Annotated in this window: 20 protein-coding genes; 4 read left to right on the top strand and 16 right to left on the bottom strand. The window is 41.4% G+C overall.

The features are described 5' to 3' along the window. Nucleotides 1–3: 3 nt before the first annotated feature. Nucleotides 4–240, bottom strand: coding sequence for a hypothetical protein (locus RKD52_RS09885; protein ID WP_369733582.1), 237 nt, complete (start codon nucleotides 238–240; stop codon nucleotides 4–6). Between the two features lie 311 nt (nucleotides 241–551). Between RKD52_RS09885 and RKD52_RS09880 the strand changes: the two genes are divergently transcribed. Continuing rightward, nucleotides 552–836 carry a hypothetical protein gene (locus RKD52_RS09880; RefSeq protein ID WP_454099576.1) on the top strand — a complete coding sequence of 95 codons (285 nt, stop codon included), beginning with the start codon at nucleotides 552–554 and terminating at the stop codon, nucleotides 834–836. A gap of 241 nt (nucleotides 837–1,077) precedes the next feature. On the opposite strand, the gene RKD52_RS09875 is transcribed toward RKD52_RS09880, so the two are convergent. The 4 genes from RKD52_RS09875 to RKD52_RS09860 form a co-directional block, all read right to left on the bottom strand. After that, on the bottom strand, nucleotides 1,078–2,088 hold the full coding sequence (locus RKD52_RS09875) for an ROK family protein (protein WP_454099575.1): 1,011 nt from the start codon (nucleotides 2,086–2,088) through the stop codon (nucleotides 1,078–1,080). A gap of 11 nt (nucleotides 2,089–2,099) precedes the next feature. Beyond that, nucleotides 2,100–3,305, bottom strand: coding sequence for an MFS transporter (locus RKD52_RS09870; protein WP_454099574.1), 1,206 nt, complete (start codon nucleotides 3,303–3,305; stop codon nucleotides 2,100–2,102). Next, nucleotides 3,302–3,694, bottom strand: a complete 393-nt coding sequence (locus tag RKD52_RS09865) for a DUF1349 domain-containing protein (protein WP_454099573.1) — start codon at nucleotides 3,692–3,694, stop codon at nucleotides 3,302–3,304. Before RKD52_RS09865 ends, RKD52_RS09870 begins: the two co-directional genes overlap by 4 nt. Before the next feature lie 152 nt (nucleotides 3,695–3,846). After that, nucleotides 3,847–4,278, bottom strand: a complete 432-nt coding sequence (locus tag RKD52_RS09860; protein WP_454099572.1) for a hypothetical protein — start codon at nucleotides 4,276–4,278, stop codon at nucleotides 3,847–3,849. Nucleotides 4,279–4,370: 92 nt separating this feature from the next. Between RKD52_RS09860 and RKD52_RS09855 the strand changes: the two genes are divergently transcribed. Then, a complete protein-coding gene (locus RKD52_RS09855; RefSeq protein WP_454099571.1) occupies nucleotides 4,371–4,925 on the top strand; it encodes a TetR family transcriptional regulator in 555 nt (184 codons plus the stop codon). A 43-nt stretch (nucleotides 4,926–4,968) separates the two neighbouring features. On the opposite strand, the gene RKD52_RS09850 is transcribed toward RKD52_RS09855, so the two are convergent. The 7 genes from RKD52_RS09850 to RKD52_RS09820 all read right to left on the bottom strand — a co-directional run bounded on the left by RKD52_RS09850 (nucleotide 4,969) and on the right by RKD52_RS09820 (nucleotide 10,202). Next, the gene (locus RKD52_RS09850; RefSeq protein WP_454099570.1) at nucleotides 4,969–6,054 is read right to left on the bottom strand and encodes an ATP-binding protein; all 1,086 of its coding nucleotides are present in this window, start codon (nucleotides 6,052–6,054) and stop codon (nucleotides 4,969–4,971) included. Continuing rightward, a complete protein-coding gene (locus RKD52_RS09845; RefSeq protein WP_369734079.1) occupies nucleotides 6,051–6,737 on the bottom strand; it encodes a response regulator transcription factor in 687 nt (228 codons plus the stop codon). The genes RKD52_RS09850 and RKD52_RS09845 overlap by 4 nt, the downstream gene beginning before the upstream one ends. Next, nucleotides 6,712–7,311 carry a class I SAM-dependent methyltransferase gene (locus RKD52_RS09840; RefSeq protein ID WP_454099569.1) on the bottom strand — a complete coding sequence of 200 codons (600 nt, stop codon included), beginning with the start codon at nucleotides 7,309–7,311 and terminating at the stop codon, nucleotides 6,712–6,714. The genes RKD52_RS09845 and RKD52_RS09840 overlap by 26 nt, the downstream gene beginning before the upstream one ends. A 220-nt stretch (nucleotides 7,312–7,531) precedes the next feature. Next, nucleotides 7,532–8,560, bottom strand: a complete 1,029-nt coding sequence (locus RKD52_RS09835) for an alpha/beta fold hydrolase (protein WP_454099568.1) — start codon at nucleotides 8,558–8,560, stop codon at nucleotides 7,532–7,534. Between the two features lie 70 nt (nucleotides 8,561–8,630). Then, nucleotides 8,631–9,083 (bottom strand): NUDIX hydrolase, encoded by a 453-nt coding sequence (locus RKD52_RS09830; RefSeq protein ID WP_454099567.1) that lies wholly within the window; start codon nucleotides 9,081–9,083, stop codon nucleotides 8,631–8,633. 132 nt (nucleotides 9,084–9,215) lie between these two features. Beyond that, nucleotides 9,216–9,650, bottom strand: coding sequence for an NUDIX hydrolase (locus RKD52_RS09825; RefSeq protein WP_454099566.1), 435 nt, complete (start codon nucleotides 9,648–9,650; stop codon nucleotides 9,216–9,218). A gap of 60 nt (nucleotides 9,651–9,710) precedes the next feature. Then, nucleotides 9,711–10,202: a lactoylglutathione lyase family protein gene (locus RKD52_RS09820; protein WP_035206834.1), complete on the bottom strand. Its 492-nt coding sequence runs from the start codon at nucleotides 10,200–10,202 to the stop codon at nucleotides 9,711–9,713. A 131-nt stretch (nucleotides 10,203–10,333) separates the two neighbouring features. Between RKD52_RS09820 and RKD52_RS09815 the strand changes: the two genes are divergently transcribed. Beyond that, nucleotides 10,334–10,660, top strand: coding sequence for a winged helix-turn-helix transcriptional regulator (locus tag RKD52_RS09815; protein WP_454099565.1), 327 nt, complete (start codon nucleotides 10,334–10,336; stop codon nucleotides 10,658–10,660). 13 nt (nucleotides 10,661–10,673) lie between these two features. Then, the gene (locus tag RKD52_RS09810; RefSeq protein WP_454099564.1) at nucleotides 10,674–10,826 is read left to right on the top strand and encodes a hypothetical protein; all 153 of its coding nucleotides are present in this window, start codon (nucleotides 10,674–10,676) and stop codon (nucleotides 10,824–10,826) included. Between the two features lie 88 nt (nucleotides 10,827–10,914). On the opposite strand, the gene RKD52_RS09805 is transcribed toward RKD52_RS09810, so the two are convergent. From RKD52_RS09805 to RKD52_RS09790, 4 genes are all read right to left on the bottom strand, one after another. Further along, a complete protein-coding gene (locus RKD52_RS09805) occupies nucleotides 10,915–12,126 on the bottom strand; it encodes a cation:proton antiporter (RefSeq protein ID WP_454099563.1) in 1,212 nt (403 codons plus the stop codon). Next, nucleotides 12,127–12,621, bottom strand: a complete 495-nt coding sequence (locus RKD52_RS09800; RefSeq protein WP_369733601.1) for a cation:proton antiporter regulatory subunit — start codon at nucleotides 12,619–12,621, stop codon at nucleotides 12,127–12,129. It lies immediately after the preceding gene. 21 nt (nucleotides 12,622–12,642) lie between these two features. After that, nucleotides 12,643–13,203, bottom strand: coding sequence for a tyrosine-type recombinase/integrase (locus tag RKD52_RS09795; protein ID WP_454099562.1), 561 nt, complete (start codon nucleotides 13,201–13,203; stop codon nucleotides 12,643–12,645). 226 nt (nucleotides 13,204–13,429) lie between these two features. After that, nucleotides 13,430–13,990, bottom strand: coding sequence for a hypothetical protein (locus RKD52_RS09790; protein WP_454099561.1), 561 nt, complete (start codon nucleotides 13,988–13,990; stop codon nucleotides 13,430–13,432). Between the last annotated feature and the right edge of the window lie 3 nt (nucleotides 13,991–13,993).

The following is a 13,993-nucleotide window of genomic DNA, read 5'->3' as shown; positions in this document are numbered from 1 at the left end:
TCCCTAAGCTTTTTTATTTAAGTCTTCTTTTTCAGCTGCAAGCAAATAGAGAATTCCTGCGATCAATGCCAGAATGCTGAATGTGTTCAGCGTAAATCCCACGCTTTTAATCATTGCATCAAAGATTTTTTCATCCCATGTGGTTACCCCTGACCCGAACATGGCTGCGCTGATATACTTTGCAGCCAGCAAAAAAGCGGAAATAGCCAAAAAAGAAACACCGGCACCTCGTTTGTTCATGTCACATTCCCCCAGCACTTTTATAAAAGACTTATTTCCTTTTATTATAGCATTTATTTCCACTTTATCTTCTAAATATTTTCCAAGAGAAAGAGCAGTGACATGGTCTTAACAGGTTTAGTTCACGGGTGCAAACAAATAAATATCCATTCAAAACGCACTATCTTTCACATAGAATACTAGAAAAATATGTTAATATATAGATTCGGCATATACTTGGCACAGATCAATTCAAAATAGGATAACTGGACCTTTTAATATAACTATTAGATGGTTCACCTTAAATAAAAATTCAATGGAGGCAAAAAATAATGTGGTTACTATTAGGACTTATTGCCATTGCAGCAACTCTAATAAATCTTTATTTATATAAAACAGGAAAAGATTATAAACTTGCTATGGCTGCAGGATTATCATTTACAGCATTCACACTTTGTGCTGAATACAGTGCAGTGTCCCAGTGGGTAAAAGTGGAAGATTGGTCAGCTTTATTGGATGTAGTACCAGGAATGGAAAGGGCTTTATGGTTTTTGACAATTGCTTCAATCTTGCTGAATATAGCACCTGTACTATTAGAAATGAAGGATAAAAAATAATGACTTATCGGCGCATTATTTATCCTTATATACTTCACTGATTCATTGAAATAAAGAAAAAGGCTTAGAGGAAAAAAACCTCTAAGCCTTTTTGATGTGAGAAATAGTGTGATTTACCCTGTGAATTGGTTGCTTGCATCTCATATGGAAACCCGTTACCATGTTCTTGTTTTTTATCTTACAAGGAATTCATCAAAATTGTTCTGATCTCATCCCTGTCTCCGTTCTTTCTATCAGCCGATTATAGATCTGTTTCAATTCCGAGCAGAGCGTTTCTCCCCACTTCTAGCAATCCTTCGCTGTAGAGCTGGTGATAGTCTGCGGAAAACTGGATCTTTGGCACAGCTACTTCGGGAACCCTTTGTTTGCATGCGTCAACAATGTCCGGAATGAGTTTTCGGACTGAATCATCTCCGGATAAAATAAGTGTTTCCGGATTCAGCATGATGCTGATAACCGAAATGAGGTGGGCTGCATGATATACACATTCTTCTTGTGTTTGAGGCTGTGTCATTTTATCCTGCAGCGTATCCCCCTCTCCGATTGGAAGAAATCCGACTTCGCCTGCGAAAGCAGAAAAGCCCCTCAGGATTCTCCCATTAATAAGAGAAGCAGCACCTGGACCGTCATCCGTGAAGATTAAAAGCGATACATTTTTAGATTTCTCGCCGTCAGCTCCAAGCACCCACCCCTGCAGCATGGCATTCACATCACGTTCCACTGTAACCTGCACGCGGAATTCTTCTTCCAGAATCTTTTTCAAATGAAGTCCCTGCAGATCATCGTAGTAGTTCATATATTTGATTTCACCGTCCATCACCCCTGCCGGAACACCGATGGAGATGACGTTTAAATCTGTGAATCTTGCTTTCATTTCTTTTATAATAGCTTTTATCGTTGACAGGTAATCCTGCCCGAGTGTCCGCTCCTCTTTGAAAAGAACGTCTTTTTTGGCATTAGCGACTAGAATCCAAAAGCGTGAATACTGAATATACAGGACAAGGATGGATCCATAAGCAGGGTTAATTCCGTAAATAGAAGCCCGCCTTCCGTTGCTTGATGAAGCCATGCCTGTAAGCATAATCACGTTTTTTTCTTCAAGATCATCCAGCATTTTGCTTACGGTAGGAAAACTTAGACCGAGCTTTGCAGCCAGATCTTTTTTAATAAACGTTTCCTGCTGAACAATTTCTTTCAAAATAAGCTGTTCATTTGCCCGTTTTATGAGATGCGCTGAATCGTGCGATGGCATCGTTTCACCTCTTAAGTTAATTGATTTAATGTTTTGATAATGAGAGCAAGGGCTGCTACGGTGATTGCAGTAAACACCGGAATAAATTCAAGCGTCGTGCGGCTCGCGATATATCCAATCAGCGGGACAAATGTCAGCAGGCTGATATAGGAAAACGCCACTTGATAGCCAATGACTTTTTTCGCCTGCACGGTCCCGAAGCGCTTTGATGTTTCATGCATCATCGCCGGATAAAGCGGAGCAAATCCCAGACCTAAAAGAAAGATTCCCGTTCCATAAATAAAAGCGTGCTGCTGAGAGAAAAAAGCAGCTGAGCCGAGGGCAGAAATCACCAATCCGAGGACAATCAGCTTACGGTTTCCCAGGCGGTCAGCAATAAACCCCATTAAAAACCGGCCAATCATGATGCTTCCAAAAAAGCCTCCTGTCAAAAATCCTGCTGCTGAGAGATTAAGCCCCCTGCTTTCTACAAGCAAAGCACTCAGCCACAGTCCCAGTCCGCCCTCAACGGCAACATAAACGATATAAGCCAAAACAGACAAATACGGAGCAATCCCTCCAATCCATGGCTTGTCCTCTCTGTCTTCCTCTAATGCACCGCCCTGCTTTGTCTGCTTCCAAAAGGACAGGGTCATAAAGAAGGACAGGGATAAACAAAGAATGACCACTCCTATAAAGCCATACCCAACCTTCCAGCTTCCATAGTTCGATATGCCAACTGTTAAAATGATAGGGCTTAAGGTGGCACCGATGCCCCATGAACTGTGAAGCCAGTTCATATGTTTAGATGATAGATTTTCAGCTGCATAGCTGTTAAGACCGGCATCAACTGCCCCCGCACCCAGCCCAAGCGGCACCGCAAGAAGAAGAATCAGCCAGTAGGATTCGCTTACCGCAAAGCCCAGGATCGCAAGAGCTGTCATTGTACAGGATACAGCGGTCACCCTGCCTGTACCGTACCGATTCAGCAGCGAGCCGTTTACAAACCCTGAGATGGCCGAACAAACCGTGATTGTCATCGTTATAAATCCTGCGTATTCAAGAGGCACACCAAAGTCCTCCCTCATTTGGTTCCACGCCACCCCAAGCCCGGTATCAGGGAGGCCAAGTGCTATAAATGCAAGATAAAGAAGCATCAGAAACAATAAAGCAGGTTTTGTCTGTGCGTTTTGGATCAGTACCTGACTTGGATGTATCTTCTTTTCCCTTTGAGTCATATATGGTTCTCTCCTGACCATACGGATGGCTCGAGCTTCATGCATGAGAACACTGTCTGGAATGAGGAATTTTTCGGGCTGCAGGCATATAATCCAAATTGGATTTCATGAGACGCTTTGAATAAATGGGACATTCGAATTTGACTGAACGTATTTCCATCACGTGAAACTTCTGTGAGAAAATCGTTATGTTTTCTTGTCAGTCTGTACCAAATAGCTGGTTCATTTGTTTTTCCCTCTTCCGCTACCGCCCAGTCTAAATAGCCGTAATTTGTGCGCTGCCAGAAATCCGTATATGGCATGGAAGTAAACGTCAGGCTATGATTGATGATTTCAAACTCTGCTGGAGCATTAAGCCATTGACCGTCTTTTATGTCTAATGTAAACATTGCCGTCTCCTTTTATTAAAATAGTTATTAAAACCATTTTAATAACTATTCAAGGAACTGTCAAAAAACTTCTGATTTTATTAGTATCTTTTCCTATAACCGTCATAAAAAAATGACCTATCCCTGTAAGAGACAGATCATTTTTTCAGCCGCTAAACGAGCTTTAAGCCTCTGCGCCAGGCTTCAATAAAGGCAAAAGCAAGGAATGTGAATGCTCCCCATAAAATCCAGGCTGCACCAAGCCCGATCAGACCAGCATCTGTACCGTACAACTGCGTTCCCCACGTTAGAACAATTCCATCTAAAAATGTGGCTGTCAAAAGACCAAGACTTACACCGGGTATGATTTGATCAGCCTTTAATTTTGCAGCTTTCATAATGAGCAAGACAGAAATCCAGGATACCGGCAATGCTATAAGAAACGAAAATACGCTCCCTGTTTTTCCAAACATACCGACGTCCGAACCAAATCTGACGGCCATGGCTCCGCAAAACCAAAAAGCCATACCCAGCACGACCAAAACGGCAGTTTGCTGTTTACTGAATAAACGCTTCAATTCACTATTTTCTGTTTTTAATCCCATACTATTCTTCCCCCCGAATCAAATTATGTAGCACTTGCTACATAATTAAAATGTAGCATATACTACACAATAAAAGCAATGAGGAACATACAATGAAAAAAGGTGAACTTCGCAAGCAAACGTTTAAGACGAAAATGGCAGAATATATCCTTCATCACGGGCTTCATTCAGCAAGCCTGCGAAATCTGGCAGAGGCAGCAGAGACAAGCGACAGAATGCTGCTCCATTATTTTCACGATAAAGAACAGCTTCTCACAGAGGTTCTGACGCTCATATCCGACAATCTGATTACGATTCTAAAAAAATCGCCGGCAGATCCTATGCCGTTCAGCAAGCTCGTTCCACATATGTACCATTTGATGAAGGAACCGGAAGTAAAACCATTTATGAGACTATGGCTGGAATTAATTGCGCTTGCATCCAAAAAAGAAAATCCGTACTTCTCTGTAGCAAGAATAATAGGTGAAGGCTTTCAAAACTACTTTGCTCTTCTTCTCGATGCGGAAAATGAGGAACAAAAAGAACGGCTGGCAGCCCTGACTCTTGTCACAGTTGAAGGAATTGCACTGCTTGATGCCATTGATTTTGACGCAAGCATTGAAAAAGCAATTGAGAGCATTTCTTCCTATCATGAAAAAAACACATAAAACAGCAAAAGGGTTTCTGCTTGAAGCAGAAACCCTTGTCTATTCATGCATGTTCTCCAGTTAGAGGAAGCGACAATGTAAATATCAGCCATCCTTCCTCATAGTCCGCTTCTAAATGTCCCCCATGCAGTTCAGCAATTCGCCTTGCAATGGCTAAACCTAGGCCTGTTCCCCCATCCTCTTTTCTTGATTGATCTCCTCTGTAAAAACGTTCAAATAGAGTATCAAGGCTTCCTTCGGGCTTTGAGTTTACACGGTTTGCCAAAGTGAATACTGCCTGATGACCTCTTGTTTTAAGACTCAGTTGTATGACAGACGGTTTAAGACTGTAATTAACTGCATTTGACAGCAGGTTTTCAAAAACCCTGATGATCTGTTCAACATCAACTGGGGCTGTCACTTCTTCTTCCGGAATGTCTACCTCCATTTTAAGGCTTCGGTCCTCCAGAATCGGAATATATTCACCGGCAAGCTGTCTAATAATCCCTGCAAGATTCACCTCATATTTCTTCACCTGAATATCAGGACTTGTCAGTTTGTTATACGTAAACAATTCGTCCAGTAAATGCTTGAGGCGCTGGGATTTAAACCGGAGAATGGCCAGGTATTCCGCTGCCTGCTGCTCAGTCAAATTCCCCCTGTTCTCCAGAAGATCAAGATAACCAATTATTGAGGTTAAAGGTGTTCGGAGATCATGCGAAATGTTCGTGATCAGTTCATTTTTATTCTTTTCAAGCTCCCGCTCACGAAGAAATCTCGCTTCAAGCTCTTTCGACATCTGATTGATATTTTCTCCAAGTCTTGCAAGTTCGTCCCTGCCCTTAACTTCAATAACATGACTGAGGTTTCCGCCGGCTATCGACTGGACCCCATCAGATATTTCATTCAGGAAGATTATTTTTTTCTTAATAAACAGCCATAAGCTGATGATAAAAAGAATGATAGCACTTGAAAAAATGACGATAACCAGAACGTTGTAAAGAAGAATGTTCATTTCTTCTATAGGTTCAGCGAGTACAAACCTTACAAGGATATTCGAAAGGACTGATATCCCTGCAAGTGAGACGATAAAACTGACAGCCACAGCAAAAAACAGCTTCACACTGAGTTTATTCCAAAACCGGATCATATCTTATAGCCAACTCCCCAAATCGTCTTTATATAAATTGGCTGTTTAGGATCCAACTCAATTTTTTCTCTGATTTTCGTAATATGAACCATTACCGTACTGTCTGATTTGAAAAAGTCTTCATTCCAGACAGATTCATAGATCTGCCTGATGCTCATGACCGTTCCTTTATTTCTGGCAAGCAAAGAGAGGATATCAAATTCTTTCGGAGTCAGCCTTATCTCCCGTCCTCTGGCCATGACCTGCCGTGTGTCTGTATTGATATTTAGACCGTCAAGTTCAATTACAGGTGCGTCAGACTTTTGCTGATCATTGTATTTTGTAAATCTTCTAAGCTGCGACTTGACTCTGGCCATCAGCTCAAGGGGATTAAACGGCTTTGTCACATAATCATCTGCACCGGAAGCAAGCCCATGAATTTTATCCATATCCGCAGACTTTGCTGATACCATAATGATGGGCATGTTTCTTTCTTCGCGGATTCTCATGCATGCCTCAATTCCATTCATTTCCGGCATCATAATGTCCAATATCACTAAATCAAATGATTCTTTTTCAAGCATAGTAATAGCTTCCGAAGCAGTTTCCGCCCCTGCAGCACGAATTCCCTCATTTTCAAGATAAATCGTAATCAGTTTTCTTATTTCTCTGTCATCATCAACGACTAATACGTTTGAAGGCAAAGCTTTCATTCCTTTCGCCATTCGTGCACGCCAGTACATAGGCAGGCGGCAAGTTCTGATATTCTCTCGATACGCGTATGGCAGAAAAATACCTCTTAAAAAGAGCTTTTTTAAACAGCGTATACTGAAACGTGATAAATTCCCCTTCGGCACCAAGAATGGATGCCGTTTCTGATAAGATCAAATCTGCTGCATCACTCGGAATACTCGCAAAAGGGAGTCCTGACAGGATATAGTCTGCCCTTTTAAACCCATACTTCTTCATATAATAAGAAGTGTTCTCAGCAGATCCATTTACAATGACTAGATCTTTCACATCGCCGTATTTATCCTTAAGAAGCCTGCAAAACACTTCATTTTGTTCAATTAAAAGAATACGGGTTCCATTTCTTCTTTTATGAATCAGCTTTTCTGTAAAAACGCCTGTACCAGGACCATATTCTATAATATACTCAGCTGTCTGAAAATCAATAGCTGCTGTCATGTGTTCTGCAAGCTTTGGGGAACTAGGCAGCAGAGCACCTGTAGATCTGGGCTTATTTATATATTCTAATAAAAAGGCTAAAGAATTCATCGTTATCACTCCGTGTTCAAGTAGTATGATCTCTATGATAGAGACCAAACCTTAACCTTTACCCGGGGAAATTCTTAAGAATTCTTAAGATAAGACAGATGAATAAGCGGTTCTTGAAATGCTGGATATCTGTTTTTGAAAAACATATACCAAGCCAAAACTTATACATTTGGATTGAAAAAAGACCGATTTTATCAATCGGTCGGCCTTCGATGAAGCACTAATTTTTAATTTTTTCAGCAACCGACAATATGGCTGAAGCCAGAATTTCAGGCTGATCATGCATGATGGAATGGCTGCTGTCAGAGATTAATATGAGTTCGCTGTTATTGGATAGAGAAGTTAGCATTTGCTGCGCTTCCAGCCATTTTTCCTCAAACTTATTTTCCTCCAGTTCTGTAAATCCCATCGCCTTTGCCTGCATATCTGGCTTTTCAGGTGTAATGACTGCCAGAGGTTTATCTCTTAGATGACTTGTCTCAGCAAGCTTTCTTTCAAGGATATTCATTTGCTTTATTTCTTCATTCATCACACTGAAGAAAGGAGCATCCCAGTGTACTTGAACATATTTCTCAGGAGAAAGAAATTCTGGTGCTTTATCTGAAAACATTTTCTCGCCTAACAGTCTGACGAGCCCTATCCGAGCGAGAAGGCCATTCACTGTTTGGTCTTGAGTTTCGAAGAATACAGCGTTGTAAGCCTCAGCCTGCTTGGCAAAAAACTCATTTCTGGCATCTACCAGTACCATGCCCGCTACTTTTTCCGGATATTTTTCTGCGAAGTGCCGTGAATAAATGCCTCCTGCTGAATGTCCAATTAACAATATGGGTCCCTTTATTTCTGTTCCTTCCAAGACAGTATATAAATCCTGAATAGTGGTTTCGACTGAAAAACCATCCTCTGGAGAATCGCTATATCCGTATCCTGCCCGGTCGTAGGTAAGAACTTGGGTATATTTAGACAGCTCCTCTTGAATGTTATCCCAGTCATATGACCACTGTCCGGCACCTGTTTCAATGACAATCGCCGGCAGATCAGATTTTTCTCCCCTGATCACTGTATGTATGGACCGATCCCCGATTTTAATCATTTGTCCATTCGAAGGATAATTGTTTTTTGCCTGGTTATACCCATACCATTCATAAATTGATCCCATGATACAAACTAAAAGAATGATTCCTGCCGCTGCAAAAGAAATTGTTTTAAGTTTCTTGCGTTTTTGGGATCCGGTATCTTTCTTAGGGTTCATGACATATCTCTCCTCGAATGTGCGTTTTTATAAAGGCATTTATCCTTGCAATAAGATGTTAATAGATTCATCATTGTTTGTGTACAACTGCTCTTAAAAATCTTACTATGTAAATCGTTTTTACCGTTTCCTTAACCATGCCTTCTGCAGACAGATAGTTTCTGATTTGCCGTTTTCGGTTAGGTACCATAAGCAGCGGCAGTTTTTTCGGATCAAACCAGCCCGTCTGAGCTGTTTCAGGTCCTTTTGTAAACAACTTTCCGCCTACAGGGTCAGCTGCATAGATATGCTGCATATCATTTTCATAAGCCAAATGATATTCACCTATTTTAGCTGCAATCTTAATGCAGCACCCTGTTTCCTCTTCTGCCTCTCTAACCGCACATTCCTCCAGGAGTTCGCCCGGATCAGCCCTGCCCCCTGGCAGATCCCAGATTGGATAATCGCGGCGTTTTACTAATAGAATGTTCCCTTCGTTATTTTTAATGATTGAAAAACATCCTGCTGAGGCAATTGAATTCAAAGCCCTCTTAGCTCCTTCCAATACTAAACTTCAAGATTATTATGCTGATCAGCTATTTTAACTCATTTTATGACCGGTGCCTTTGCACCTTGTATCCAATCTTTGATAAACGGAAGCTGATGCGGATTAAATTTATTTGGCAAGTTGTGTTTCTCTAAAAAAACTACTCTCTTCATTTTGTTTTATTTGTCCCGAGAACTTCTTTGTGACAAAGATGACTTGCACGCTGTAAACCCTGTCTCCATTTTCGTATTCTGCAAATCCCTTTTTCCCTGAATAAATGCCAAATAAATTCAGGTCTTCCACAGATAATCCTGTTTCCTCGTACACTTCTCTTTTGACAGTTTCTTCAAAGGTCTCTCCGAGTTCAAGCAATCCCCCGGGAATTCCCCATTCTTGGCGGTCTGTTCGTTGCTGCAGAAGGATTCTGCCATTTTCATCTTCAATAATGGCTCCGCAGCCCACAGTTAATAACGTTTGATGGCCGATTAAATTTCGCATTGTTTGTATGTAGTCGCTCATTCCAGTTCCCTCTCCAATTCCGCTTAACACTTCCAATTTTAACATAAATACCCATCCAATCTTAAAAAAAGACACATCATATTAAATGATGTGCCTCAGTGCTTGTTAATAAGCTCCTTCTGAGTAGGTGAGCTCATAGCTGTGTGTATAAATTTCAAAAATGTTTCCGAACGGATCTTCCACATAAACCATTTTGAACGGCTTTTCACCAGGATAATATTCCCGGATCGGCATGCGCTGCTTCCCGCCATGTTCAATGATTTTCTGCACCATGCCCTCGATATCAGGATCCTGGATGCAAAAATGAAAGATGCCCGTTTTCCAGTATTCAAAATTGTTCTCAGGTTTTTCATTGTGTGGAAACTCAAACAGTTCAATTCCGATTTTGTCTCCGGTCGATAGATGGGCTATGCGGAATGTTTCCCACTCATTTCCGAAAACGTCCCTGCACATTTGCCCGATTGCAGAGTCATCGTTTTCTACTTTAGACGGTTCCATAAGGACATACCATCCGAAAACCTCTGTATAAAATTTGACTGCCTGGTCCAGGTCAGGAACAGAAAGTCCGATATGTGAAAACGATCTTGGATACGTCAGCATTGATTATATTCCTCCTCAATTGTACGATAGAGTTCCTTACAGAATTAGTGTAACGAATCATTTCCAATGATGTAAGTATGCACTTTTTTGTCAGTTACTATCATAGAAGTAAGAAAGGAAGCAGCAAATTGAACTCAAATGAAGGAAAATTAAAGTGCTCCATTGAATATACACTAAATAAAATAGGGGGAAAATGGAAAACGGTTGTCCTCTGGCATCTCGGGACTGATGGGACGCTTAGATACAGTGAAATCAGAAGGCTGTTGACAGGAGTAACCCACAAGGTATTAAGCCGGCAGTTAAAAGAACTTGAAGAAGATGGGTTTATCGAACGCAGGCAATATGATACGATGCCTCCGAAAGTAGAATATACCATGACATCCAAAGGACATACATTGATGCCGATTTTTCAGCACATGCATGTGTGGGGCAAAGAAAATTGGGACCAGGATTAAAGGAGGAATGAAAGTGGGATGGACCATTTGCTTGCTGGCTGGAACATTAGGGCTGGCTTACTTGATTGACCGGAAAAGAACGAACAGAAAAACCGTATCTCACAACCCCGGTGAGGAAAAAAACGTTACAATGGGCGACAATCGCTATTCCAGCGGCGGGGAATAGCGATTGCCTCCCTTTAAGGGAATCTATTTCAAAAAACATTGGTGAGCAACAAAAAGACGATAATCATCCAATTACCGTCTCTCCGCCTTTACATATGATTCACTTTCTTCTTTTTATCCCACTTAAAGATTTTGTTAAGGAACAAGTAAATTCTTTTTGACTCTTTGGTCATTAAAGGTCCAATAATCGCCAGAATCAGAACATACAGTGCTGAGAATGGCTTCAGCATCGGAGTAAGACCTCCGGCTATGCCAAGATTCGCTACAATAATGGAAAACTCGCCTCTTGATACAATAGTCAGACCAATGTTTGTGGACGCTTTATGTGACAAGCCCGCTCTCCTTCCGGCAATCATTCCGGCAATAAAGTTTCCGAGTATGGTCAATAGGACCGCACCGAGTGCAAGCCATACAGCGCCGCCGAGGGAGAATGGATCAATACTCAATCCAAAGCTGAAGAAGAAAATGGCGCCGAAGAAATCCCTGAAAGGAACGACCAGGTGCTCAATTCTGTCACTGTGCTCCGTCTCAGAAAATACAAGTCCCAGTAAAAGAGCGCCAATGGCTTCTGCTACGTGAATCAGTTCTGAAACACCGGCCACGAAGAACAGGGAGGCGAAAATGACGATGATGAATACTTCATCAGAGGAAATACTGATCAGTTTGTTGATCAGAGGTGCACCTTTTCTGGCTGCAATGAAGAAAAGAAGCATGTAGCCAAGTGCAGTGAGAATGGAAATAAGCGCTCCGCTGAACGATGTAGCATCCCCCAGTACAAGACCTGAAACAACAGAAAGATACACAGCGAGGAAAATATCTTCAAACATAATAATTCCCAGAATCAGCTCTGTCTCATTATTTCCTGTCCGCCTTAAATCCACAAGGACTTTTGCCACGATGGCACTTGAGGAAATTGTTATCACTCCGGCAAACACCAAAACTTCAACCGGAGTAAACCCATTGATAAAGCCGTATAGAAGGCCCAATGTAAAATTGATGCCAATATAAATGGTACCGCCGGTTACAATCGATCTTCCTGATTTGATCAGTTTCTTAACAGAGAACTCAAGCCCCAGATAAAACAGCAAAAACAGGACACCGATTCTTCCAAGAAACGAGATAATCGCTTCACTTTCAATAAATCTCAGATCAATTACTCCTATATGAGGTGCATGCGGTCCTACAACCATGCCGAACACGATTAAAAAGGGAATAATAGAAAACTTAAATTTATTTGCAAGCAGGGCGGCTGCTGCAACAATCAGTAATGCGGTTCCAACTTCAAATACTAAATGATCCATTTAATCACCCCGGTTTGTTAATAGTTCGCTGATTACACGTTTAACTTCCTCTCTCTTCCCTGAAATGACAAGCGTGTCCCCTTTTTCAAGAATCTCATCAGGGCCAGCATTCAGCAGTTCTTTCATGTTGTTTTTCAAAATGGAAATCACAGTGACACTGAAATGGTTGCGGATATCAAGTTCGCCGATGCTTTTCCCTTCAGCAGCTGCCCCGGGTTCGATTTTGAACCATTCAATGACAAGTCCCGAAAAGGCCATTTCAATTGTTTCAAGAGCTTTTGGCTTGTAGGCCATGCCGCCAAGAATAGCCGCGATCTGTCTTGCTTCTGAGTCACTGAATACAATCGTTGAAACAACTTCCTCATGATCTTCGTCAAAATGATAGATTTCTCTTCTTCCGTCATCATGGATGACGATTACCGCTTTTTCCTGATTTTTTGTGATGACCTCAAATTTGCATCCAATTCCGGGAAGTTCGCTTTCTCTGATTTTCATCTGGATTCCTCCTGACCATTTTTAAAGATTCACATCGATTTGCGTGACAATCTGTTCATCTTTTTTTATTCCTAAAAACTTAAGGGTTTCAGCCGGTGTTGCATGATGGAAATGCTTTTGCAGAAGGGCAAGTGAGACCCCTTTTTTGTATGCGTGGTAGCCAAACGTTTTGGCCAGGGAATTGGTTCCGATTTTCTCATTCACCCCGGCATGAACGGCAGCGTCATGGATGATTCTGTATGCCTGCTGCCTAGTAATGGGCTTTTTGAATTTGCGGGATTGAAACAAGTAGCACATATCGGAATTCGCCTTCTTCAGATACTCGGTGATTGCCAATCTGAGTTTTTTATTAATATAAACAGATCTCCTCCTTTCGTCTAAATCGGAGTAATGATAAAATTCTGCAACATTTCCGTTTTCATCCAGCAGATCATCCTTTTTTACTGCAGTCAATTCTGACACCTTTAAACCTGTATTAATGCCAAAAACGAATAAAAGATAGTCTCTTTCGGATTGCTGTATAAGATAATCTTTTATTGCCTGAATGTCATTTACGTTTCTGATTGCACTTACCGTTTCCATTTTATCACTCTCCAATGTTACTTAATATTAGTTTATCATATAAATAAGTTACATTCAAATATACAGGCTACTTACAATCTTCTTAGTAATTCCCAAGAATGGAATTCATCCTGCAGTCCTTTATGCACCGGCTGCAGGATTTGAAATTCCCCATAAAAAAACAGCTCATTAAACATGAGCTGTACAAACCGTTATACAAGTATACATTGCAGACCTGATGTTCCGTTTATTGGATCGGCACCTTCTTAAACCAATACTCCAGCGCCTCCATTGGCTCCTCCCTCACGTGCGCGTAATAGATCTCCAATTCCTCCGGCTTAACACCATCAGGCAAAGTAAATGAAAAGTGAAAGTCTTCCGCTGTTCCCACATCATAGATCTGAGGCTCCAGGTCTGAAAAACCTTCTCTTTTAATCGCATGTTCAACATCTTCAACGAGGTATTTCCAGTCCATCTGGGTATGCAAATCCGCCCGGCTGCGGGAAACAGAGCCCGCACTCTTATTTTCAGGAATATAGAAGATAAGATAATCAGTTGGAAAACGGTAGTAATCAAGCCTTTCTGACCAGCTTCCGCTTATATGCACCCTGCCGTTTTCTGCGGATGTTTCAAAAATAAGAGAATCCCGCTTTACCCGATCAACGGAATGAAAAAGAAAGAAACTGACAAATAGGATGCAGATGAATATGGGACTGAACAGCAATAGTGCGGCCAGTTTGTTTTTCTTCCATTTGCGGATTCCTGATACTAACAAAATAATCAAAACTAAACCTATAATCAGTGTCATTGC

This window comes from Metabacillus sp. SLBN-84 (assembly GCF_053629595.1).
This window is presented reverse-complemented; position numbering and strand designations above follow the sequence as displayed.

What these genes read in the sequence shown, in the direction of transcription:
- RKD52_RS09800 (WP_369733601.1), bottom strand. Translation starts at nt 12,621, where the DNA reads ATGAAAATCAGAGAAAGCGAACTTCCCGGAATTGGATGCAAATTTGAG.
- RKD52_RS09865 (WP_454099573.1), bottom strand. Translation starts at nt 3,694, where the DNA reads ATGTTTACATTAGACATAAAAGACGGTCAATGGCTTAATGCTCCAGCA.
- RKD52_RS09885 (WP_369733582.1), bottom strand. Translation starts at nt 240, where the DNA reads ATGAACAAACGAGGTGCCGGTGTTTCTTTTTTGGCTATTTCCGCTTTT.
- RKD52_RS09850 (WP_454099570.1), bottom strand. Translation starts at nt 6,054, where the DNA reads ATGATCCGGTTTTGGAATAAACTCAGTGTGAAGCTGTTTTTTGCTGTG.
- RKD52_RS09835 (WP_454099568.1), bottom strand. Translation starts at nt 8,560, where the DNA reads ATGAACCCTAAGAAAGATACCGGATCCCAAAAACGCAAGAAACTTAAA.
- RKD52_RS09860 (WP_454099572.1), bottom strand. Translation starts at nt 4,278, where the DNA reads ATGGGATTAAAAACAGAAAATAGTGAATTGAAGCGTTTATTCAGTAAA.
- RKD52_RS09790 (WP_454099561.1), bottom strand. Translation starts at nt 13,990, where the DNA reads ATGACACTGATTATAGGTTTAGTTTTGATTATTTTGTTAGTATCAGGA.
- RKD52_RS09805 (WP_454099563.1), bottom strand. Translation starts at nt 12,126, where the DNA reads ATGGATCATTTAGTATTTGAAGTTGGAACCGCATTACTGATTGTTGCA.
- RKD52_RS09795 (WP_454099562.1), bottom strand. Translation starts at nt 13,203, where the DNA reads ATGGAAACGGTAAGTGCAATCAGAAACGTAAATGACATTCAGGCAATA.
- RKD52_RS09840 (WP_454099569.1), bottom strand. Translation starts at nt 7,311, where the DNA reads ATGAATTCTTTAGCCTTTTTATTAGAATATATAAATAAGCCCAGATCT.
- RKD52_RS09870 (WP_454099574.1), bottom strand. Translation starts at nt 3,305, where the DNA reads ATGACTCAAAGGGAAAAGAAGATACATCCAAGTCAGGTACTGATCCAA.
- RKD52_RS09825 (WP_454099566.1), bottom strand. Translation starts at nt 9,650, where the DNA reads ATGTTAAAATTGGAAGTGTTAAGCGGAATTGGAGAGGGAACTGGAATG.
- RKD52_RS09880 (WP_454099576.1), top strand. Translation starts at nt 552, where the DNA reads ATGTGGTTACTATTAGGACTTATTGCCATTGCAGCAACTCTAATAAAT.
- RKD52_RS09875 (WP_454099575.1), bottom strand. Translation starts at nt 2,088, where the DNA reads ATGCCATCGCACGATTCAGCGCATCTCATAAAACGGGCAAATGAACAG.
- RKD52_RS09855 (WP_454099571.1), top strand. Translation starts at nt 4,371, where the DNA reads ATGAAAAAAGGTGAACTTCGCAAGCAAACGTTTAAGACGAAAATGGCA.